At 53.2% G+C, this 23,594-nt stretch carries 8 protein-coding genes, 3 tRNA genes and 6 rRNA genes; 5 read left to right on the forward strand and 12 right to left on the reverse strand.

The features are described 5' to 3' along the window. The first annotated feature begins 82 nt into the window (after positions 1-82). Positions 83-1,312: an imidazolonepropionase gene (hutI, locus tag J8Z22_RS21870; protein WP_028111159.1), complete on the forward strand. Its 1,230-nt coding sequence runs from the start codon at positions 83-85 to the stop codon at positions 1,310-1,312. Between the two features lie 70 nt (positions 1,313-1,382). Beyond that, positions 1,383-2,069: an acireductone synthase gene (gene mtnC, locus J8Z22_RS21875; RefSeq protein WP_028111158.1), complete on the forward strand. Its 687-nt coding sequence runs from the start codon at positions 1,383-1,385 to the stop codon at positions 2,067-2,069. A 40-nt stretch (positions 2,070-2,109) separates the two neighbouring features. On the opposite strand, the gene J8Z22_RS21880 is transcribed toward mtnC, so the two are convergent. The 5 genes from J8Z22_RS21880 to J8Z22_RS21900 form a co-directional block, all read right to left on the reverse strand. After that, entirely contained in the window at positions 2,110-2,511 is a 402-nt protein-coding gene (locus J8Z22_RS21880; protein WP_252008202.1) for a thioesterase family protein, read from the reverse strand. 67 nt (positions 2,512-2,578) lie between these two features. Next, the gene (locus J8Z22_RS21885; RefSeq protein ID WP_051252290.1) at positions 2,579-4,357 is read right to left on the reverse strand and encodes a long-chain fatty acid--CoA ligase; all 1,779 of its coding nucleotides are present in this window, start codon (positions 4,355-4,357) and stop codon (positions 2,579-2,581) included. A 1,420-nt stretch (positions 4,358-5,777) separates the two neighbouring features. Further along, positions 5,778-5,892: ribosomal RNA gene (rrf, locus tag J8Z22_RS21890) — 5S ribosomal RNA — on the reverse strand. Positions 5,893-5,984: 92 nt separating this feature from the next. After that, positions 5,985-8,877 (reverse strand): 23S ribosomal RNA (locus J8Z22_RS21895). 360 nt (positions 8,878-9,237) lie between these two features. Beyond that, positions 9,238-10,794: ribosomal RNA gene (locus tag J8Z22_RS21900) — 16S ribosomal RNA — on the reverse strand. Together the 16S, 23S and 5S rRNA genes form the textbook arrangement of a ribosomal RNA operon. A gap of 606 nt (positions 10,795-11,400) precedes the next feature. Between J8Z22_RS21900 and J8Z22_RS21905 the strand changes: the two genes are divergently transcribed. The 3 genes from J8Z22_RS21905 to J8Z22_RS21915 all read left to right on the forward strand — a co-directional run bounded on the left by J8Z22_RS21905 (position 11,401) and on the right by J8Z22_RS21915 (position 15,951). Then, positions 11,401-12,996, forward strand: a complete 1,596-nt coding sequence (locus tag J8Z22_RS21905; RefSeq protein ID WP_035415916.1) for a cation:proton antiporter family protein — start codon at positions 11,401-11,403, stop codon at positions 12,994-12,996. Between the two features lie 236 nt (positions 12,997-13,232). After that, a complete protein-coding gene (locus J8Z22_RS21910; RefSeq protein WP_252008205.1) occupies positions 13,233-15,503 on the forward strand; it encodes a nitric-oxide reductase large subunit in 2,271 nt (756 codons plus the stop codon). Between the two features lie 46 nt (positions 15,504-15,549). Then, positions 15,550-15,951 (forward strand): nitrous oxide-stimulated promoter family protein, encoded by a 402-nt coding sequence (locus tag J8Z22_RS21915; RefSeq protein ID WP_252008207.1) that lies wholly within the window; start codon positions 15,550-15,552, stop codon positions 15,949-15,951. 788 nt (positions 15,952-16,739) lie between these two features. Here J8Z22_RS21915 and J8Z22_RS21920 read toward each other — a convergent pair. The 7 genes from J8Z22_RS21920 to J8Z22_RS21950 all read right to left on the reverse strand — a co-directional run bounded on the left by J8Z22_RS21920 (position 16,740) and on the right by J8Z22_RS21950 (position 23,505). Further along, the gene (locus tag J8Z22_RS21920) at positions 16,740-17,777 is read right to left on the reverse strand and encodes an IS110 family transposase (RefSeq protein ID WP_252008209.1); all 1,038 of its coding nucleotides are present in this window, start codon (positions 17,775-17,777) and stop codon (positions 16,740-16,742) included. A 334-nt stretch (positions 17,778-18,111) separates the two neighbouring features. Then, positions 18,112-18,188, reverse strand: a tRNA-Asp gene (locus J8Z22_RS21925). 45 nt (positions 18,189-18,233) lie between these two features. Beyond that, positions 18,234-18,348 (reverse strand): 5S ribosomal RNA (rrf, locus tag J8Z22_RS21930). Between the two features lie 92 nt (positions 18,349-18,440). Then, positions 18,441-21,329 (reverse strand): 23S ribosomal RNA (locus J8Z22_RS21935). Positions 21,330-21,696: 367 nt separating this feature from the next. Further along, positions 21,697-21,772 (reverse strand) — tRNA-Ala (locus J8Z22_RS21940). 35 nt (positions 21,773-21,807) lie between these two features. Beyond that, positions 21,808-21,884: transfer RNA gene (locus J8Z22_RS21945), tRNA-Ile, on the reverse strand. 64 nt (positions 21,885-21,948) lie between these two features. Further along, a 16S ribosomal RNA gene (locus J8Z22_RS21950) occupies positions 21,949-23,505 on the reverse strand. Between the last annotated feature and the right edge of the window lie 89 nt (positions 23,506-23,594).

Here is a 23,594-nt window from a genome sequence, read left to right on the forward strand (position 1 = left end):
CACAAAATGACACAGACAACTTGTATATACAAGCAAAGATTGCCAGAATGAGCTCAGACAATCAGCGCCGAAGGAGCGAACAATGGACTGGGACCAACTGTGGATTGAGGTCAATCTGGCCACCATGGATCCTGAACAGCCGGGCAGTTACGGTGAGATCGAAGACGCCGCCTTGGCGGTGAAAGACGGCAAAATCGCCTGGCTGGGGCGCCGCGCCGACCTGCCTGAGTTCGACCCCTTTTCGGTACCGGTAATCAAGGGCAATGGCCAGTGGCTGACCCCGGGGTTAATCGACTGCCACACCCACCTGATTTTCGCTGGCAACCGCGCCAACGAGTTCGAAGCCCGGTTAAATGGCGCCACCTATGAAGAGATCGCCCGCCAGGGCGGCGGCATTCAATCGACGGTCAATGCCACCCGCGCCGCCGACACCGAGTCCCTGTTCCACGACGCCCGACTTCGACTCAACAGCCTGCTCAGAGAAGGGGTGACCCGAGTCGAGATCAAATCCGGTTACGGCCTCGATCTGGACACCGAGCGCAAGATGCTGGAGCTGGCTCGCCACCTGGGGCAACTGCACCCCATCGACATTCACACCACCTTCCTGGGGGCGCACGCCATTCCCAAGGAATTTCAGGGGCGCGACAACGACTACGTCGACCACGTCTGCAACGACATGATGCCGGCACTGGCCGCCGACGGATTGATGGACGCCGTGGATGTGTTCTGCGAGAACATCGCCTTCGATCTCCACCAGACCGAGGCGGTATTCAAGGCTGCCAAGGCCCACAATCTGCCGGTCAAATTGCATGCCGAGCAGCTGTCCAACATGGGCGGCAGTCGCCTGGCGGCACAGCATCAGGCACTGTCGGTCGACCACATCGAGTGCCTGGATGAGGACGGCGTTAAGGCCATTGCCCAGTCCGGCACCGTTGCGGTGCTGCTGCCGGGGGCCTTCTACTTCCTGAAAGAAACCCGCAAGCCACCGGTGGATCTGCTCAGAAAGCACCAGGTTCCTATGGCATTGGCCTCTGACTTTAACCCCGGCAGTTCACCGCTGTGCTCCACGCTGCTGATGCTCAATATGGGCTGCACTTTGTTCAGCCTGACGCCGGCAGAGGCCCTGGCCGGCGTCACCCGTCACGCCGCGCGGGCTCTGGGGGTTCAAGCCCGCTGTGGCCAGTTGAGAGTTGGCTTTGACGCCGACATCAGCCAATGGCGAATCGGCCACCCCGCCGAGTTGGCATGGCAATATGGATCCAACCCCTGCTCAGCGGTTTATAAACAGGGACAACCGGTGCGAATGCCGTAGTAAATGCTGGCAATGAACCCGGCTCGGCGCTACTATTTGCCCAGAAGCGAGATTAATAATTGTAGGGATTATGGGAATTCAAGCCGTTATCGTAGATACCGCAGGTACCACCACGGATTACGACTTCATTCAGACCGTGTTGTTCTCTTACTCAGCCAAAGAGATGGCTAAGTTTATTGAGGCCAATCAGGATCAAGTGGTCGTATCCCACTGTATCGATGACGTTAAGGAGATGGCTGCAGAGCCAGAGGCAGACCTTAACCGTGTTGTTGCCATTCTGCTGGAGTGGATCGAACAGGATAAGAAGGCCACCCCACTGAAAACCCTGCAAGGGATGATCTGGCGTCAAGGCTACCAAAACGGTGAGCTGGAAGGACACATCTACCCGGATGCCGCCGAAGGCCTGAAATCTCTGAAGCAGGACGGTAGACGGATCTACAGCTACTCCTCAAGCTCGACCGAAGCCCAGGAATTGCTGTTCCAACACAGCCAGTTTGGTGATTTACGCGACCTGTTCCATGGCCACTTCGACACCCATGTGGGCCAGAAAGTGGATCCGCAGGCGTATCGCAACATCATCAACACCATCAGCATGTGGCCTAACCTCATCCTGTTTGTCTCCGACAACCTGGATGAGCTGAATGCGGCCAAAGCCGCCGGTCTGAAGACCTGCCAAGTAGTGCGTTCTAAGGACGTGCGTCAGGGCAAACACCACGTCATCGACGACTTCAGCCAGCTGAAACTCAGCCAGTTCTGAAAAAAGCGGCCAATGGCCGCTTTTTTATTGCTGTTGTTGCCTACCAGGGGCGGGGATCCTGCAGTTCCGCCAACAGCAACCGTACCTCTTCACCAATGGCGGTAGAGCTTTCCGCCTCGTAATCGTAATGCACCATCGCCACTTCGGCTTGGGCCACCACCTTGCCCCCTTGCAGGGCCTGATGCCAGATCTTCAGTGAGCTGTTGCCGATGTGATGAATGCCGGAGCGAATCTCAACGTCTTCGCCGTAATAGGTGGGCAGCAGATAGTCCACGTTGAATCCCGCCAGAATCAAATTCCACTGACGATGGTCCAAGGTCGGAATGAAACAGCGGAAGATCGGCGTGCGAGCCTTTTCAAACCACACGGGTACCACGGTGTTATTGATGTGCCCCAAAGCATCGGTTTCTGAGAACCGAGGTGTAATTAACGTTCTGTACATCACAAATCCTTTTTTAGTATGAACAAAAAAAGGGTGCCTTTCGGCACCCTTCTCGTCAACCCTAAGCTTACTTTGCCGAGGCTTTCTTGCGCCCCACCAGCTTCTTGGCTTTGGCGTACATGGCATCAATTTCAGCTTCAAAACGCTCGTTGATTACCTTACGGCGCAGTTTCAGCGTCGGCGTCAGCTCGCCCCGCTTCATGCAGAACTCCCGCGGCAGCAAAGTGAATTTTTTCACCTGCTCAAATTTCGCCAGCTCGCCCTGCACCTCTTTCAGACGCTGTTCGAAATGTTCGACAACCGCAGAGTGTTGAATCAGCTCCAGCTGATCCTTGTACTTGATGCCTTTCTCTTTGGCCCAGGCTTCCAGCGACTCAAACGCCGGCACAATCAGGGCCGATACATAGTTCCGTGCTTCAGCGATGATGGCAACCTGCTCAATCAGCGGGTCACGACCGACCATGCCCTCAACGCGCTGAGGAGCAATGTACTTACCGTTAGAAGTCTTCATCAACTCCTTGATGCGGTCGGTGATGTGCAGCATCCCCTGCTCATCCAGGTAACCGGCGTCACCGGTCTTAAACCAACCATCTTCAAACACCGCCTCGGTGTCTTCTGGCCGGTTGTAATAGCCCCGCATCACGGTATCGCCCTTCACCAGAATCTCATTCTCGGCACCAATCTTCACCTGCGCTTCGGGCAGGGGACGGCCATTGCCATTCAGCTTGATGCTCCCGGGCAACCCACAGGTCACCGTGGCCGTGGTTTCTGTCAGGCCATAGCCACACAGCAACGTAATACCGATGGACTGGAAGAATTCATGCACGACCTCATCCAGCTTGGCACCACCACAGGGCATGAACCGCATCTCACCCCCGAGCACCGCCCGCAGCTTTGACAGTACCAACTTGTCGGCCAGTCCATACAAGGCCTGAGACACCTTACCCAGGGGTTGACCGCCGTTGTCGGCCTGGAAACGCTTCTGCCCTTGACGCAGGGCCCAGTAAAACAGGGCTCGACGATGTGCCGGCGCCTTGGAAACTTTATCGGCGACGGCGCTGTAGACCTTCTCATAGAAACGGGGAACGGCGCACATCACGTTCGGCTTGAACTCCACCATCGCCTGTTGAACGTCGGCGGGGTTTTCTAGCAGGCCTACATGCGCACCCAGACCGAGCGAATACAGAGTCCAGCCGCGTTCAAACACGTGAGACAGGGGCAGGAAGGCCAGGCTGCGATCGCCCTTACCATAGTCCAGTACTCTCGAATGCTGACGGGTAGTACTGGCGAAGTTGCGGTAATCCAGCATCACCCCTTTGGGCTCGCCTGTGGTGCCAGAGGTGTAAATCAGCGTCAACAGGTCGTCGAGGTTACACTCGTCGATACGCTGCTCCAACGCCTGTCGGCAGTATTCGACGTTGTATCTCAGCAATTCATCGTAACTGTGCTGAATCACAGCAGCATCACGCTTGGCAATGGCATCGTTCATCAACACCAGGTGAGCCACGCTAGGGCACTGGGCTAGGGCCTCCAGCGCCTTGTCGTACTGCTCCTGATCACCCACAAACACCACCTTGGCAGCAGCGTCGTTGAGGATGTAGCCAGCCTGTTCGGCAGTATTGGTCGGGTAGATCGGCACCACCACCGCCCTGGCCTGCATACAGGCCAGATCCGCCATGGTCCATTTTTCCGAGTTTTGACCAAACAGCGCCACCTTGTCCTGGGGTTCCAAGCCGAGGTGCAACAGCACCCGCGCCAACTGAGTCACGGTAGTGCCCAACTGTTTCCAGCTGATGTCGTGCCACTGTCCTTTCTCACGATAGGACAACGCTGCCTTTTCCGGCATCTCATCGATACGTGCACGAACCAGATCAACCAGATGCAGATCTTCTAATAGTTGGGTCACTACTTACTCCCACCACAACAGGAAAGTTAGCGTACATATGTACACTGATTGCCACGAATCTTACCCAACTAACGCCTCCCAGTTAAGGTCAATTCCACTTAATTTGTGCGTTACCGCACAATAAGCACCAACTGATCCGAGCAGTTAAGAAGGCATTCAGCTTTCCAAAGGATTACATTTACGCTTTTCAGCGAACACAAGTAAGGCTAAATGGTTTTACCTTTGCTGTCTCTAGCAAGAATAGTCCAGCAAACGAGCTGCCAGAGAAGCTCTCCTCCCTGCCCTCCAGTTCGCAATGAGCGATAAAACCTCCTACGTCGTACCCGCGAACGCCGGTACCCAGTGGCTTTGCCCTTCGTCATTCTTGCGCAGGCGAGAATCAAGTGGCTTTAACACAATAGAACCAAAGACACTGGACCCTCGCGTTCGCAAGGGCGACACGGTTGAAGAGTTGTGCGGGCGGCAGGGTTAGTGGTCGCCATCTGCATCAAGTTCGCAAAGCGTCAACTACGACCCTCCGTCGTGCCCGCGAACGCGGGTACCCAGTGGCTTTCATTCACCGTACTCAAAACCAAGACGCTGGACCCTCGCATTCGCAAGGGCGACGGTGCTAATGAGGAGGAGTGGTGCTAACTGAGCAGTTATTGAGGTATCGGTAGAGCTCGATGCTGATCGTTACCACACCAACCTCAATCATCCCTCCGTCGTGCCCGTGGACGCGGGTACCCAGTGGCTTTGTTGCACCCAACCAAAACCCAAGGACACTGGGCCCTCGCGTTCGCAAGGGCGACGGTGGTTGTTGGTGGGGTTAGCAGTAAACGAGCCGTTATTTGGGGTTCGGCAAGGCTCGGGGTGCTGATCGTTTATTCACATAGCCGCAAACACCCTTCCGTCGTGCCCGCGCACGCGGGTACCCAGCGGCTTTGCCTTTCGTCATTCTGCGCAGGCGAGAATCCAGTGGCTTTTCATTGCACCCAACCAAACCAAAGACACTGGACCCTCGCGTTCGCAAGGGCGACACGGTTGAAGAGTTGTGCGGGCGGCAGGGTTAGTGGTCGCCATCTGCATCAAGTTCGCAAAGCGTCAACTACGACCCTCCGTCGTGCCCGCGCACGCGGGTACCCAGTGGCTTTCATTCACCGTACTCAAAACCAAGACACTGGACCCTCGCGTTCGCAAGGGCGACACGGTTGAAGAGTTGTGCGGGCGGCAGGGTTAGTGGTCGCCATCTGCATCAAGTTCGCAAAGCGTCAACTACGACCCTCCGTCGTGCCCGCGAACGCGGGTACCCAGCGGCTTTTAAAACCATAAAAACGAAAAAAGCCCGTTCCTTTCGGAACGGGCTTTTCTCTTAATGGGAGTCTGACGATGACCTACTCTCACATGGGAACTCCCACACTACCATCGGCGCTACTGTGTTTCACTTCTGAGTTCGGCATGGGATCAGGTGGGGCCACAGCGCTATTGTCGTCAGACAAAAACTGTATCAATTCGCACAAGCTGTTTTCTCGTTTGCATTCTTGCAAGCGCTTAACTATCTGGGATATCAAAACCCATTGGGTGTTGTATGGTTAAGCCTCACGGGTCATTAGTACAAGTTAGCTCAACGCCTCACAACGCTTACACACCTTGCCTATCAACGTGGTAGTCTTCCACGGCCCTTCAGGGGACTTAAAGTCCCAGTGAGAACTCATCTTGAGGCTCGCTTCCCGCTTAGATGCTTTCAGCGGTTATCGATTCCGAACTTAGCTACCCGGCAATGCCACTGGCGTGACAACCGGAACACCAGAGGTTCGTCCACTCCGGTCCTCTCGTACTAGGAGCAGCTCCTCTCAATTCTCAAACGCCCACGGCAGATAGGGACCGAACTGTCTCACGACGTTCTGAACCCAGCTCGCGTACCACTTTAAATGGCGAACAGCCATACCCTTGGGACCGACTTCAGCCCCAGGATGTGATGAGCCGACATCGAGGTGCCAAACACCGCCGTCGATATGAACTCTTGGGCGGTATCAGCCTGTTATCCCCGGAGTACCTTTTATCCGTTGAGCGATGGCCCTTCCATGCAGAACCACCGGATCACTATGACCTACTTTCGTACCTGCTCGACGTGTCTGTCTCGCAGTTAAGCTGGCTTATGCCATTGCACTAACCGTATGATGTCCGACCATACTTAGCCAACCTTCGTGCTCCTCCGTTACTCTTTGGGAGGAGACCGCCCCAGTCAAACTACCCACCAGGCACTGTCCTCAACCCCGATTCAGGGGCCTAAGTTAGAACATCAACACTACAAGGGTGGTATTTCAAGGTCGGCTCCACCACATCTAGCGACATGGTTTCAAAGCCTCCCACCTATCCTACACATGTAGGGTCAATGTTCAGTGCCAAGCTGTAGTAAAGGTTCACGGGGTCTTTCCGTCTAGCCGCGGGTATACGGCATCTTCACCGCAATTTCAATTTCACTGAGTCTCGGGTGGAGACAGCGTGGCCATCATTACGCCATTCGTGCAGGTCGGAACTTACCCGACAAGGAATTTCGCTACCTTAGGACCGTTATAGTTACGGCCGCCGTTTACCGGGGCTTCGATCAAGAGCTTCTTCCGAAGAATAACCCCATCAATTAACCTTCCGGCACCGGGCAGGCGTCACACCGTATACGTCCTCTTACGAGTTTGCACAGTGCTGTGTTTTTGATAAACAGTTGCAGCCACCTGGTATCTGCGACCGCCAACAGCTTAGGAAGCAAGTTCCATCACCGTCAGCGGCGTACCTTCTCCCGAAGTTACGGTACCATTTTGCCTAGTTCCTTCACCCGAGTTCTCTCAAGCGCCTTGGTATTCTCTACCTGACCACCAGTGTTGGTTTGGGGTACGATTCCTTCTTACCTGAAGCTTAGAAGTTTTTCCTGGAAGCATGGCATCAACCACTTCAGTGCCGTAGCACCTCGTCATCAGCTCTCAGCCTAATGTGTGTCCGGATTTGCCTAAACACACAGCCTACAACCTTAAACGCACATCCGATAGTGCGCTGGCCTAGCCTTCTCCGTCACTCCATCGCAGTAAGAAGAAGTACGGGAATATTAACCCGTTTCCCATCGACTACGCCTTTCGGCCTCGCCTTAGGGGTCGACTCACCCTGCCCCGATTAACGTTGGACAGGAACCCTTGGTCTTCCGGCGAGCGGGTTTTTCACCCGCTTTAACGTTACTCATGTCAGCATTCGCACTTCTACGCATATACCCAGCATGCCTCTCGACACACCTTCAACCGCTTACAGAACGCTCCTCTACCATGCACAACTAGTGTGCATCCGCAGCTTCGGTGTCTAGTTTAGCCCCGTTACATCTTCCGCGCAGACCGACTCGACCAGTGAGCTATTACGCTTTCTTTAAATGATGGCTGCTTCTAAGCCAACATCCTGGCTGTCTGAGCCTTTCCACATCGTTTCCCACTTAACTAGAACTTTGGGACCTTAGCTGGCGGTCTGGGTTGTTTCCCTCTCCACGACGGACGTTAGCACCCGCCGTGTGTCTCCCGTAATTGCACTCATTGGTATTCGGAGTTTGCAAAGGGTTGGTAAGTCGGGATGACCCCCTAGCCTTAACAGTGCTCTACCCCCAATGGTGAGATACGAGGCGCTACCTAAATAGCTTTCGAGGAGAACCAGCTATCTCCCGGTTTGATTGGCCTTTCACCCCTATCCACAAGTCATCCCCTAATTTTGCAACATTAGTGGGTTCGGTCCTCCAGTTGGTGTTACCCAACCTTCAACCTGCTCATGGATAGATCACCGGGTTTCGGGTCTACACCTTGCAACTCATTCGCCCAGTTAAGACTCGGTTTCCCTACGGCTCCCCTATGCGGTTAACCTCGCTACAAAATGTAAGTCGCTGACCCATTATACAAAAGGTACGCAGTCACCGAACAAGTCGGCTCCCACTGCTTGTACGTACACGGTTTCAGGTTCTATTTCACTCCCCTCACAGGGGTTCTTTTCGCCTTTCCCTCACGGTACTGGTTCACTATCGGTCAGTCAGGAGTATTTAGCCTTGGAGGATGGTCCCCCCATGTTCAGACAAGATATCACGTGTCCCGTCCTACTCGATTTCACGCAAAGTTAGTTTTCGTGTACGGGGCTATCACCCTGTATCGCCGGACTTTCCAGACCGTTCCACTAACACCCTCTACGCTTAAGGGCTAATCCCCGTTCGCTCGCCGCTACTTAGGGAATCTCAATTGATTTCTTTTCCTCAGGGTACTTAGATGTTTCAGTTCCCCTGGTTCGCTCCATACACCTATGTATTCAGTGCACAGTGACCACTTACGTGGCCGGGTTTCCCCATTCGGAAATCGATGACTCAAGTGGCTGTTACTGCCTAATCATCGCTTATCGCAAGTTACTACGTCCTTCATCGCCTCTGACTGCCTAGGCATCCACCGTGTACGCTTAGTCACTTAACCATACAACCCCAATAAGTCTTTCTGCTGGGTCTTTGCTACTTATGCGTCGTTGAAACTCTCGCTCGCTCAATCATTAACTACAGTTAACTCAATCGCTCGCTCGACTTCCGCCTCGCCTAAGCCGCAAATTCCTGCGCAGAACCTACTGACATTGTTTAATACGATTAAACAACCAATACGTTAATTTATCGCCAGATATTCAAGGCACTTGCAAAAATTGCAAATATCTCGAGAAATTTATCAGCTTGTCCAAATTGTTAAAGAGCAAGTTTTTGCCATAAGCAAAAACGCCAAAATCATCCGTTAGGATGATTTCAGACAATCTGTGTGAACACTCAACGCAAAACCGTATCTATTTCGTAAGGAGGTGATCCAGCCCCAGGTTCCCCTAGGGCTACCTTGTTACGACTTCACCCCAGTCATGAACCACAAAGTGGTGAGCGTCCTCCGCGAACGGTTAAACTACCCACTTCTTTTGCAGCCCACTCCCATGGTGTGACGGGCGGTGTGTACAAGGCCCGGGAACGTATTCACCGTAGCATTCTGATCTACGATTACTAGCGATTCCGACTTCATGGAGTCGAGTTGCAGACTCCAATCCGGACTACGACCGGCTTTATGGGATTGGCTCACTATCGCTAGCTGGCAACCCTTTGTACCGACCATTGTAGCACGTGTGTAGCCCATCTCGTAAGGGCCATGATGACTTGACGTCGTCCCCACCTTCCTCCGGTTTATCACCGGCAGTCTCCCTAGAGTTCCCACCATTACGTGCTGGCAACTAAGGACAAGGGTTGCGCTCGTTGCGGGACTTAACCCAACATTTCACAACACGAGCTGACGACAGCCATGCAGCACCTGTCTCACGGTTCCCGAAGGCACACTCGGGTCTCCCCAAGCTTCCGTGGATGTCAAGAGATGGTAAGGTTCTTCGCGTTGCATCGAATTAAACCACATGCTCCACCGCTTGTGCGGGCCCCCGTCAATTCATTTGAGTTTTAACCTTGCGGCCGTACTCCCCAGGCGGTCTATTTAATGCGTTAGCTTTGGAACCCACGCCTCAAGGGCACAGACTCCTAATAGACATCGTTTACGGCGTGGACTACCAGGGTATCTAATCCTGTTTGCTCCCCACGCTTTCGCATCTGAGCGTCAGTCTTTGTCCAGGAGGCCGCCTTCGCCACTGGTATTCCTTCAGATCTCTACGCATTTCACCGCTACACCTGAAATTCTACCTCCCTCTACAAGACTCTAGTTGACCAGTTCGAAATGCAGTTCCCAGGTTAAGCCCGGGGCTTTCACATCTCGCTTAATCAACCGCCTGCATGCGCTTTACGCCCAGTAATTCCGATTAACGCTCGCACCCTCCGTATTACCGCGGCTGCTGGCACGGAGTTAGCCGGTGCTTCTTCTGCGAGTAACGTCACAGCTAGCAGGTATTAACTACTAACCTTTCCTCCTCGCTGAAAGTACTTTACAACCCGAAGGCCTTCTTCATACACGCGGCATGGCTGCATCAGGCTTGCGCCCATTGTGCAATATTCCCCACTGCTGCCTCCCGTAGGAGTCTGGACCGTGTCTCAGTTCCAGTGTGGCTGATCATCCTCTCAAACCAGCTAGAGATCGTCGCCTTGGTGAGCCTTTACCCCACCAACTAGCTAATCTCACTTAGGCTTATCCAATCGCGAAAGGTGCAAAAGCATCCCCCTCTTTCCCCCGTAGGGCGTATGCGGTATTAGCCATCGTTTCCAATGGTTATCCCCCTCGACTGGGCAAATTCCTAAGCATTACTCACCCGTCCGCCGCTCGACGCCCATCAAATCCACCGAAGCTTCAATGATGTCGTTTCCGCTCGACTTGCATGTGTTAGGCCTGCCGCCAGCGTTCAATCTGAGCCATGATCAAACTCTTCAATTAAAAAGTTTTTTGAAGTCCGAAAACTTCGACTCAATGAATTACTGAATTAACTTGTTATAGTCACTCAGTGCAACATTGATATATGAGATATCAATCCTGCGCGAGTGCCCACACAGATTGTCTGACTAATTGTTAAAGAGCGTTGCAACCGAACCGTGGTTCCCGTTGCTGAGGCTGCGTATCTTACGCTTTCCTCAATCCCCGTCAAGCGTTATTTTCAAAGGCTTTTCCGAGTGTCGAATTGTTGCTCAGCGCTTAACGAAGTAAGCCGCTGTGCCCCGTCGACAGGAAGCGCATTATAGGGAGGCCCCGCCGGAACGCAAGGCCAAGACAGCAATAAATCACGATATTATTGCCAAGCGCCGAAACCCACCGCAACACCACAGCTTAAACACAGAGTTATCCACAATTCGACGGCTTCTCGTCGAGAACTGAACGAGCGCATTGAATGAAACCCATCGAGGCTGGCAACGAAGACAACCTATATAAAAGAGGAAAGTTACCTTTATTTTCGATATTTACGACGGCATCAAAGACAGAGCTGGCAGGTTTTATTAGCAGAACACGGTACAATACGATTCTCTAACCAACCCACGGAAGGCATTGATGGACCCTCTACTTCTTATCATCCCCTTGATTCTCGCCATTGCTGCCACTCGAATCGGACTGCCGCCTCTCATCGGTTACCTCGCTGCAGGCTTTGCTCTGTATGCCGCTGGCGTCGAAGAGCTAACGTTCCTTACACCGATTGCCGACCTCGGTGTGTTGCTACTGCTGTTTGCCATCGGCCTTAAACTGGATCTGTCCAGCCTGACTAAGTCTGAAGTCTGGGGCGGAGCCAGCATTCATATGGTGTCCACCATAGGTCTGGCCGCTATCCTTATCAAGCTTCTGGCGCTAACCGGCATCGGCATGTTCGACCAACTGGGCAACCAGCAAGTGGTCATTCTCGGCTTCGCCCTGAGCTTCTCCAGTACCGTTTTCGCCATTAAGTCTCTGGAAGAGAGTGGCGACAGCCAATCACTGTATGGACGCACCGCCATCGGCATCCTGATTATGCAGGACATCTTTGCGGTGATTTACCTCACGGTCAGCAAGGGAGTATGGCCCTCGGCCTGGGCTCTGTTGCTTCTCGGGCTACCGCTGTTACGTCCACTGCTGTTCAAACTGATGGAACGCTGTGGTCACGGTGAGTTGCTGGTGCTGTTTGGCCTATCGATGGCCCTGGTTCCTGGGGCAGCATTGTTTGAAGCGGTAGGGCTAAAGCCGGATCTCGGCGCACTGATACTCGGGGTCCTGCTGGCCGGGCATCGAAAATCCTCGGAGCTGTCTAAGTCCCTTTTCTTGTTTAAAGAGCTGTTTCTGGTCGCCTTTTTCCTAACCATCGGCCAACAGGGAATTCCAAATAAGGAAGAGGTCGTAACAGCTCTGGCATTAATGCTGTTGCTGCCGGTAAAGATGGCGCTGTTCCTTTTGCTGCTTTCTCACTATCGTTTTCGTTTAAGAAGCTCGGTGATGGCCACCATCACACTGGGCAATTTCAGCGAATTCGGACTGATTGTCATGACAGCCGCCATAGCGACGGGGTCACTCGACGCAAGTTGGTTGAGGATCATTGCCTTACTGGTGGCGTTCAGTTTCGTACTGGCGGCCCCGCTCAGCCGCCTGGCTCTAAAAATCTACGACCTGCTGCTTCCCAGGTTATCGGGCCTGCAGCGCGAACCACTGCACCCGGAAGATCAACCCATCGACCTGGGCAACCCCAGCGTACTGATCTTTGGTATGGGCCGTATCGGCTCTGGTGCCTACGATTCACTGAAAAGCAGCTACGGCGACGTGATCCTTGGTATCGACCACAAGCAAGAGATCATCGAACGTCACCATCGCGACGGCCGCAAAGCCGTACTGGGCGATGGTACCGACTCGGATTTCTGGGACAAGCTGGTACCAAGCGGTTCGATTGAGTTGATTGTGCTGGCGATGCCGTCCCACCAGGGTAACCTGCATACCGCCGAGTTGCTGGCTGCCAGTGCCTACTCCGGCAAGGTAACCGCCATCGTCCGTTACGCCGATGAAGAGGAAGCTCTGAAGGAGATGGGCGTACACAGCGTGTACAACATCTACCAAGCCGCAGGTACCGGTCTGGCTGATCAGGTTATTGACTCTCTGCCAGTAAACATCAAAAGCAACCCGTCTCTGTAATTTTCAAGTACCGGGCGCCGTCGTGGTGCCCGGCATCTCCCCCTCCTCTATTCCTTATTGAGTACGCCGCCACCTCGGAAAAGTGATCTTGATCCCAAGCCGATACACAGCCCGATCCAGCGATTGATAATACCCGAGCATTTTACTAAGGTTTAAAACCATAAAGATGCATTTGGATTGCAACTTAAAGGGTTGCAGTTTTCAATCACCACAATACAAACGCAATGGGTACGGCTATGAGTCGACAAAAAATCATCCTTTGGGCCTTGGTATTATCCTGCCTCGCCTCCTTTACTGTGTTACTTTCCATGGGCAGCAGCACCTACCGTGAAATGCCGCCCATTCCTGCACAGGTAGTCAGTGACACTGGCACCCCCCTATTCACCGAGCAACAAATCCAGGACGGTCAGATGGCATGGCGGTCTATGGGCGGACACCAACTCGGCTCCATCTGGGGGCACGGCTCCTACGTGGCACCGGACTGGAGTGCCGACTGGCTGCACCGTGAATTAGTGGCTTGGCTCTCCATACGCGCCAAAAAGCAGTTTGGCCAGGAATACGAACAGTTGAGCATCGACCAACAAGCCGGACTGCAGGCGTTGCTCAAACGAGACATTCGCACCAATCGCTATGACGCCAACACCGGAACCCTGACGATCTCCGAAACCCGCATGGCCGCCATACAGCAGGTACAGCAACACTACGTAGCCCTGTTTGGCGACGATCCAAAGATGCAGCCTCTGCGTGAGCAGTACGCAATGAAAGAGGGCACCCTGCCGGACTTGACCCGACGCCAAAACCTCACCAGCTTTATTTTCTGGAGCGCATGGGCAACGGCCACCGATCGCCCTGACCAGTCCGGTGTCTCCTACACCAACAACTGGCCCCATGAGCCACTGGTAGACAACACCCCCACCTCCTCCATCACGGTTTGGTCCATCCTGTCAGTCGTTGTACTGATCTTTGGTGTTGCCGCACTGGCCTGGTATCACTCGACACTGAAACACGATCCTCTGCCGACGCCAGCAAAAGAAGATCCCATTTTCAGTCACCAGCCAACCCCATCACAAAAGGCGGTCGGCAAGTATTTCCTCACTGCGATTGGTCTGTTTATGCTGCAAATCGTGCTGGGGGGCATCACCGCTCACTACGCGGTTGAGGGCCAGCAGTTCTATGGCATTCCGCTGTCTGAGATCCTGCCTTATTCACTGACTCGTACCTGGCATACCCAGCTGGCCGTATTCTGGATCGCCACCCTGTGGCTGGCGACTGGCCTGTATATCGCCCCGGCTTTATCCGGCGGACGCGAGCCCAAATGGCAAAAGCTGGGCGTTAACCTACTATGGGTTGCACTGCTGATTGTGGTGCTGGGTTCCATGGCCGGTGAGTGGTTCGCCGTACAACAGGTCCTGGATATTGATATCAGCTACTGGTTCGGACATCAGGGGCACGAGTACGTCGATCTTGGCCGTTTCTGGCAAATGTTACTGATGGTCGGTCTGCTGATCTGGCTGGTGCTGGTCACCGCTGCCATCCGCCCGGCATTGAAACAAGAAAACGACCACAAGCCCGTTATCTGGTTGCTGTACATCTCCGTGGTCGCCATCGGTCTGTTCTACGGTGCCGGTCTGATGATGGGCAAGCACACTAACTTGGCCATGGCTGAATACTGGCGCTGGTGGGTTGTTCACCTATGGGTTGAAGGTTTCTTCGAGACCTTCGCTACCGCCGTTATCGCCTTGATGTTCGTTCGTCTTGGATTGATCCGCGCCCGCAGCGCCAACAGCGCCGTACTGTTTGCGACCCTTATTTTCCTGTCCGGCGGCATCATCGGCACAGCCCACCACTGGTATTTCACCGGTACTCCGACGTCGGTACTGGCCTGGGGTTCGATTTTCTCCGCTCTGGAAGTGGTACCACTGGCACTGATTGGCTTTGAAGCTTATGAACAATATCGACTGCGCAACGCCAGCAGTTGGATGAGCAACTATAAATGGGCCATCATGTTCTTCGTTGCCACCGCCTTCTGGAATATGTTTGGCGCCGGCATGCTGGGCTTCTTGATCAACCCCCCCATTTCTCTGTATTACGTACAAGGCCTGAACACCACCGCCGCCCACGGTCATGGCGCCTTCATGGGAGTCTATGGCATGCTGGGAATTGGACTGATGCTGTTCTGCCTAATGGGGCTGAGCAAAGGGCGAGGCTGGAATCACAACTTACTGAAGTGGGCTTTCTGGTCAATGAACATCGGATTGATGGCAATGCTGGTGATGTCACTGCTGCCAGTGGGTATCATCCAGTTCTTTGCCGCCATTGACAGCGGATACTGGTTTGCCCGCTCTCCAGAAGTACTGCAAAGCGAACTGGTGAGACAGTTTGTCTGGTTGCGCGTCCCCGGTGACATTTTGTTTGCCATCGGCGGCATGTTTATCGCCATGTTCCTATTCGGTATGGTAAAAGCCAGTTGGTCAGCAAAACGCGCCAAGAAGTTGGCCACCGCATAATCGATTATTAGTGAGGGCACTGAGTGCCCTCTTTGGAGCTGTTTCAATGAGCCACTCTTTGTTGACCGGCCGACTCGCCAAAGAGCATAAGACCATCAAGCACATGCTGCAGATATACTGCAGCAGCCATTGCCAGTCGGATCTGAAAACCAATGGTTTGTGCCAGGATTGCCTGTCATTGCTGAATTACGCCGAGCAAAAGTTAGATCGCTGCCCTTACGGTGAAAGCAAACCGGATTGTGCTCGATGCCCAATCCACTGCTACAAACCCGAGCCCAGGCAGCAGGCTAGGCAAGCAATGATCTACTCAGGGCCAAGGATGCTGTACCGGCACCCCATTGAAGCAATTCAACACCTGCTAGATAAGCGGCGGCCAATACCTGAAAAGCCGCCTGCCGGCGCCAGCCAATGCGCTCGCCGTAAAGCCGCCGAAAAGCAAAAACAATGACCAAGGGAGCCTCAAGGCTCCCTTTTCTATTGTCCCGCTCTCGACAAAGCTCGCTGCAGATCGTTACCACAGCAACTGCAACCACCCTCCGTCGTGCCCGCGCACGCGGGTACCCAGTGGCTGTGCCTTTCGTCATTCTTGCGCAGGCGAGAATCCAGCGGCTTACGTTTTAGAGCCAAAGACACTGGCCCCTCGCGTTCGCAAGGACGACGGTGCTAGTAGTTGAGTTTGTGGTAGTCGGGCCGTTAAAGTGGTTCGGCAAAGCTCATGGCTATTCGCTTTCACACCAACCTCAACCATCCCTCGGTCGTGCCCGCGCACGCGGGTACCCAGTGGCTTTCATTCACCATACTCAAAACCAAAGACACTGAGCCCTCGCGTTCGCAAGGGCGACACGTTTTGGGTGTTGTGGAACACTTGCTACCGAGCCCGCCTCAACGTTCGGAGCTAACCGTTACAACCCACCTTCAAATAACCTCCGTCGTGCCCGCGCACGCGAGTACCCAGTGGCTTTTCTTCACCTTACTCAAAACCAAGACATATATGGACGCCCCTGCAACTGCAAGACTTTGATGAGGTCGGTTTGCGGACGTATATCCGGCGTCTGTTTTACCTTCTCGAGGTAGCGCCATAATGTGGTCCGAACCTGGCAGCCTACACGCTGGGACGACATTTACTGTCGGTCTTATTTCAGGCTCTTGCCAGGCCGGATTACCGTTTGTTCATCAAGGTTTGCAAACTCAGGTTACGCGGCACTCACTGCACCTCCCTAGCTTCAGGGAGCTTAACTACTTGGTTACTGCAAACGCATGGGTCAGTTCAAACTTGTTGCCACTGACCGTCATGCTCCAGGCTATACGCGCCAGCTTGTTCGCTAACGCCACTATCGCTTTACGCTTACCTCGGCGCACTATTAGCTTGTTCAGCCATCGCCCCAGTCTGTCATTTCGTTTCGCCACATGAGCAAATACCGCTCTCGCTCCGTGTATCAGCAACACCCTCAACTGCTTATTCCCGGCCTTGGTGATGCTGCCTAACCGGGTCTTGCCTCCGGTACTCCGCTGCTTGGGAACCAGGCCGCACCAAGCCGACAACTGCCGGCCATTAGAGAACTGAAGACCATCACCCACTTCACTGACGAAAGCCGCCGCAACTATAGGACCGAATCCGGGGATGCCCTGCAGCAATTGATATCGAGGCTGCTGTTTACACAACTGATGAATATCCTGCTCTAGGGCTTTGATTTCCTCATCCAGAGCCTTTAGTTCGCTCTGCATTCTCAACAATAACCCCCGCATGACAACACTCAGGTCGTTATCACCGTCCTCTATCGTGTCTGGGAGCTCTTTCCTCAGCACCTTTATCCCTGTGCCGAAGTTCACCCCATACTCCCCTGCTAAGCCGCGCATCTGACAAGCAAGGGCGGTTCGGTATTCAACCATCCTCTGCCGAACGCAGCGCAAAGCCTTTATGTCTTGCTGCTCGACGGTCTTTATGGGAACCGAGTGCAGCTTCGGCCGGAACGCCGCTTCGCAGATAGCTAACGCATCGTTGGCATCATTCTTCTGCGCTGACACCATCGGCTTAACGTGTTGCGCGGGGATGAGCTTCACCTGATAGCCAGCCTGCTCAAGCCGCCTTCCCCAATAGTGGGAGCGGGCACAAGACTCCATGGCCACCAACGTTTTAGCAGGAAAGTTGCGCAGGGTATGAAGCAACTTCTCCCTTTTGACCTTGCGGTTCCATAGGATTGAACCATCCTCCTGCAGAACACATACCTGAAAAACACTCTTGGCTAAATCGATTCCAATGGCTTTAATAGACATGATGGACGCTCCTCTGGGAATTATGTTTCGCAACTTAATTCTGGCGCATTTGACGCCGTATCGTAGGGGGGCGTCCATCACATCACTGGGCCCTCGCGTTCACAAGGGCGACGGTGCTATTGGGTCAGATTGGTGACGACTGATCGGCGCGGTGCATTTTTTCAAACCGCAGAAACGAAAAAAGCCCCGACCGTTAGGTCAGGGCTTCTTCAAAGTGTTGGCGGAGTGGATGGACTCGATGGTCCGACACTCGGCACGCGACCAAACTGCGCAGCAGTTTTTGGGAGCGGTAGATAGCAAAAAACCCAGCTATTAAGCTGGGTTTCTTAAGTGTTGGCGGAGTGGACGGGACTCGAACCCGCGACCCCCGGCGTGACAGGCCGGTATTCTAACCAACTGAACTACCACTCCGCACAATCTGTGTAGACAACCGACGTATCGATTCTCTAAAAGGGAGTCTGACGATGACCTACTCTCACATGGGAACTCCCACACTACCATCGGCGCTACTGTGTTTCACTTCTGAGTTCGGCATGGGATCAGGTGGGGCCACAGCGCTATTGTCGTCAGACAAAAACTGTTCAATTCGCACAAGCTGACTTTCTCGTTTGCATTCTTGCAAGCGCTTAACTATCTGGGATATCAAAACCCATTGGGTGTTGTATGGTTAAGCCTCACGGGTCATTAGTACAAGTTAGCTCAACGCCTCACAACGCTTACACACCTTGCCTATCAACGTGGTAGTCTTCCACGGCCCTTCAGGGGACTTAAAGTCCCAGTGAGAACTCATCTTGAGGCTCGCTTCCCGCTTAGATGCTTTCAGCGGTTATCGATTCCGAACTTAGCTACCCGGCAATGCCACTGGCGTGACAACCGGAACACCAGAGGTTCGTCCACTCCGGTCCTCTCGTACTAGGAGCAGCTCCTCTCAATTCTCAAACGCCCACGGCAGATAGGGACCGAACTGTCTCACGACGTTCTGAACCCAGCTCGCGTACCACTTTAAATGGCGAACAGCCATACCCTTGGGACCGACTTCAGCCCCAGGATGTGATGAGCCGACATCGAGGTGCCAAACACCGCCGTCGATATGAACTCTTGGGCGGTATCAGCCTGTTATCCCCGGAGTACCTTTTATCCGTTGAGCGATGGCCCTTCCATGCAGAACCACCGGATCACTATGACCTACTTTCGTACCTGCTCGACGTGTCTGTCTCGCAGTTAAGCTGGCTTATGCCATTGCACTAACCGTATGATGTCCGACCATACTTAGCCAACCTTCGTGCTCCTCCGTTACTCTTTGGGAGGAGACCGCCCCAGTCAAACTACCCACCAGGCACTGTCCTCAACCCCGATTCAGGGGCCTAAGTTAGAACATCAACACTACAAGGGTGGTATTTCAAGGTCGGCTCCACCACATCTAGCGACATGGTTTCAAAGCCTCCCACCTATCCTACACATGTAGGGTCAATGTTCAGTGCCAAGCTGTAGTAAAGGTTCACGGGGTCTTTCCGTCTAGCCGCGGGTATACGGCATCTTCACCGCAATTTCAATTTCACTGAGTCTCGGGTGGAGACAGCGTGGCCATCATTACGCCATTCGTGCAGGTCGGAACTTACCCGACAAGGAATTTCGCTACCTTAGGACCGTTATAGTTACGGCCGCCGTTTACCGGGGCTTCGATCAAGAGCTTCCTCCGAAGAGTAACCCCATCAATTAACCTTCCGGCACCGGGCAGGCGTCACACCGTATACGTCCTCTTACGAGTTTGCACAGTGCTGTGTTTTTGATAAACAGTTGCAGCCACCTGGTATCTGCGACCGCCAACAGCTTAGGGAGCAAGTCCCATCACCGTCAGCGGCGTACCTTCTCCCGAAGTTACGGTACCATTTTGCCTAGTTCCTTCACCCGAGTTCTCTCAAGCGCCTTGGTATTCTCTACCTGACCACCAGTGTTGGTTTGGGGTACGATTCCTTCTTACCTGAAGCTTAGAAGTTTTTCCTGGAAGCATGGCATCAACCACTTCAGTGCCGTAGCACCTCGTCATCAGCTCTCAGCCTAATGTGTGTCCGGATTTGCCTAAACACACAGCCTACAACCTTAAACGCACATCCGATAGTGCGCTGGCCTAGCCTTCTCCGTCACTCCATCGCAGTAAGAAGAAGTACGGGAATATTAACCCGTTTCCCATCGACTACGCCTTTCGGCCTCGCCTTAGGGGTCGACTCACCCTGCCCCGATTAACGTTGGACAGGAACCCTTGGTCTTCCGGCGAGCGGGTTTTTCACCCGCTTTAACGTTACTCATGTCAGCATTCGCACTTCTGATACGTCCAGCATGCCTCTCGACACACCTTCAACCGCTTACAGAACGCTCCTCTACCATGCACACAAGTGTGCATCCGCAGCTTCGGTGTCTAGTTTAGCCCCGTTACATCTTCCGCGCAGACCGACTCGACCAGTGAGCTATTACGCTTTCTTTAAATGATGGCTGCTTCTAAGCCAACATCCTGGCTGTCTGAGCCTTTCCACATCGTTTCCCACTTAACTAGAACTTTGGGACCTTAGCTGGCGGTCTGGGTTGTTTCCCTCTCCACGACGGACGTTAGCACCCGCCGTGTGTCTCCCGTAATTGCACTCATTGGTATTCGGAGTTTGCAAAGGGTTGGTAAGTCGGGATGACCCCCTAGCCTTAACAGTGCTCTACCCCCAATGGTGAGATACGAGGCGCTACCTAAATAGCTTTCGAGGAGAACCAGCTATCTCCCGGTTTGATTGGCCTTTCACCCCTATCCACAAGTCATCCCCTAATTTTGCAACATTAGTGGGTTCGGTCCTCCAGTTGGTGTTACCCAACCTTCAACCTGCTCATGGATAGATCACCGGGTTTCGGGTCTACACCTTGCAACTCATTCGCCCAGTTAAGACTCGGTTTCCCTACGGCTCCCCTATGCGGTTAACCTCGCTACAAAATGTAAGTCGCTGACCCATTATACAAAAGGTACGCAGTCACCGAACAAGTCGGCTCCCACTGCTTGTACGTACACGGTTTCAGGTTCTATTTCACTCCCCTCACAGGGGTTCTTTTCGCCTTTCCCTCACGGTACTGGTTCACTATCGGTCAGTCAGGAGTATTTAGCCTTGGAGGATGGTCCCCCCATGTTCAGACAAGATATCACGTGTCCCGTCCTACTCGATTTCACGCAAAGTTAGTTTTCGTGTACGGGGCTATCACCCTGTATCGCCGGACTTTCCAGACCGTTCCACTAACACCCTCTACGCTTAAGGGCTAATCCCCGTTCGCTCGCCGCTACTTAGGGAATCTCAATTGATTTCTTTTCCTCAGGGTACTTAGATGTTTCAGTTCCCCTGGTTCGCTCCATACACCTATGTATTCAGTGCACAGTGACCACTTACGTGGCCGGGTTTCCCCATTCGGAAATCGATGACTCAAGTGGCTGTTACTGCCTAATCATCGCTTATCGCAAGTTACTACGTCCTTCATCGCCTCTGACTGCCTAGGCATCCACCGTGTACGCTTAGTCACTTAACCATACAACCCCAATGGGTCTTGCTTGATCTTTGCTTCCCATTTTTCGTCGAACCTTTCGCTCGCGGCGGTCATTAACGGACGTTAACTCCCTTGCTCGCTCAAGCTTCTTCTCAACTGGAAACCAAATCTCGGCGCAATACCGGATTTTGAGTTTGTATTAATCGATTAAACAACCAATACGTTAATTTATCGCCAGATATTCAAGGCACTTGCAAAAATTGCAAATATCTCGAGAAATTTATCAGCTTGTCCAAATTGTTAAAGAGCATGGTTTTAGTGAGCCGAGGCTCAAAAAAAGCCAAAGATAAATTCTTCAATTTAGCTTTGGCCTCTTGCCATTCTTTGATTCGATTTCTAACTAAGAGAGTGGTGGAGCTATGCGGGGTCGAACCGCAGACCTCCTGCGTGCAAAGCAGGCGCTCTCCCAACTGAGCTATAGCCCCAAATCTTGGTCTCGATGCCAATTCCAAAAAGGAATTGGTGGGTCTGAGTAGATTTGAACTACCGACCTCACCCTTATCAGGGGTGCGCTCTAACCAACTGAGCTACAGACCCATCGAATCTTTACTTTCGTCAGACAATCTGTGTGAACACTCAACGCAAAACCGTATCTATTTCGTAAGGAGGTGATCCAGCCCCAGGTTCCCCTAGGGCTACCTTGTTACGACTTCACCCCAGTCATGAACCACAAAGTGGTGAGCGTCCTCCGCGAACGGTTAAACTACCCACTTCTTTTGCAGCCCACTCCCATGGTGTGACGGGCGGTGTGTACAAGGCCCGGGAACGTATTCACCGTAGCATTCTGATCTACGATTACTAGCGATTCCGACTTCATGGAGTCGAGTTGCAGACTCCAATCCGGACTACGACCGGCTTTATGGGATTGGCTCACTATCGCTAGCTGGCAACCCTTTGTACCGACCATTGTAGCACGTGTGTAGCCCATCTCGTAAGGGCCATGATGACTTGACGTCGTCCCCACCTTCCTCCGGTTTATCACCGGCAGTCTCCCTAGAGTTCCCACCATTACGTGCTGGCAACTAAGGACAAGGGTTGCGCTCGTTGCGGGACTTAACCCAACATTTCACAACACGAGCTGACGACAGCCATGCAGCACCTGTCTCACGGTTCCCGAAGGCACACTCGGGTCTCCCCAAGCTTCCGTGGATGTCAAGAGATGGTAAGGTTCTTCGCGTTGCATCGAATTAAACCACATGCTCCACCGCTTGTGCGGGCCCCCGTCAATTCATTTGAGTTTTAACCTTGCGGCCGTACTCCCCAGGCGGTCTATTTAATGCGTTAGCTTTGGAACCCACGCCTCAAGGGCACAGACTCCTAATAGACATCGTTTACGGCGTGGACTACCAGGGTATCTAATCCTGTTTGCTCCCCACGCTTTCGCATCTGAGCGTCAGTCTTTGTCCAGGAGGCCGCCTTCGCCACTGGTATTCCTTCAGATCTCTACGCATTTCACCGCTACACCTGAAATTCTACCTCCCTCTACAAGACTCTAGTTGACCAGTTCGAAATGCAGTTCCCAGGTTAAGCCCGGGGCTTTCACATCTCGCTTAATCAACCGCCTGCATGCGCTTTACGCCCAGTAATTCCGATTAACGCTCGCACCCTCCGTATTACCGCGGCTGCTGGCACGGAGTTAGCCGGTGCTTCTTCTGCGAGTAACGTCACAGCTAGCAGGTATTAACTACTAACCTTTCCTCCTCGCTGAAAGTACTTTACAACCCGAAGGCCTTCTTCATACACGCGGCATGGCTGCATCAGGCTTGCGCCCATTGTGCAATATTCCCCACTGCTGCCTCCCGTAGGAGTCTGGACCGTGTCTCAGTTCCAGTGTGGCTGATCATCCTCTCAAACCAGCTAGAGATCGTCGCCTTGGTGAGCCTTTACCCCACCAACTAGCTAATCTCACTTAGGCTTATCCAATCGCGAAAGGTGCAAAAGCATCCCCCTCTTTCCCCCGTAGGGCGTATGCGGTATTAGCCATCGTTTCCAATGGTTATCCCCCTCGACTGGGCAAATTCCTAAGCATTACTCACCCGTCCGCCGCTCGACGCCCAACAAATCATCCGAAGAATCTTTGTTGTCGTTTCCGCTCGACTTGCATGTGTTAGGCCTGCCGCCAGCGTTCAATCTGAGCCATGATCAAACTCTTCAATTAAAAAGTTTTTTGAAGTCCGAAAACTTCGACTCAATGAATTACTGAATTAACTTGTTATAGTCACTCAGTGCAACATTGATATATGAGAT

The sequence above is a fragment of the Ferrimonas sp. SCSIO 43195 genome (genome assembly GCF_023716685.1).
GTDB classification, from domain to species: domain Bacteria; phylum Pseudomonadota; class Gammaproteobacteria; order Enterobacterales; family Shewanellaceae; genus Ferrimonas; species Ferrimonas kyonanensis.

Bases quoted from the DNA above. Each gene is read 5' to 3' on its own strand.
- J8Z22_RS21920 (WP_252008209.1), bottom strand. From the start codon at position 17,777: ATGTCTATTAAAGCCATTGGAATCGATTTAGCCAAGAGTGTTTTTCAG.
- hutI (WP_028111159.1), top strand. From the start codon at position 83: ATGGACTGGGACCAACTGTGGATTGAGGTCAATCTGGCCACCATGGAT.
- J8Z22_RS21915 (WP_252008207.1), top strand. From the start codon at position 15,550: ATGAGCCACTCTTTGTTGACCGGCCGACTCGCCAAAGAGCATAAGACC.
- J8Z22_RS21880 (WP_252008202.1), bottom strand. From the start codon at position 2,511: ATGTACAGAACGTTAATTACACCTCGGTTCTCAGAAACCGATGCTTTG.
- mtnC (WP_028111158.1), top strand. From the start codon at position 1,383: ATGGGAATTCAAGCCGTTATCGTAGATACCGCAGGTACCACCACGGAT.
- J8Z22_RS21905 (WP_035415916.1), top strand. From the start codon at position 11,401: ATGGACCCTCTACTTCTTATCATCCCCTTGATTCTCGCCATTGCTGCC.
- J8Z22_RS21885 (WP_051252290.1), bottom strand. From the start codon at position 4,357: ATGCCGGAAAAGGCAGCGTTGTCCTATCGTGAGAAAGGACAGTGGCAC.
- J8Z22_RS21910 (WP_252008205.1), top strand. From the start codon at position 13,233: ATGAGTCGACAAAAAATCATCCTTTGGGCCTTGGTATTATCCTGCCTC.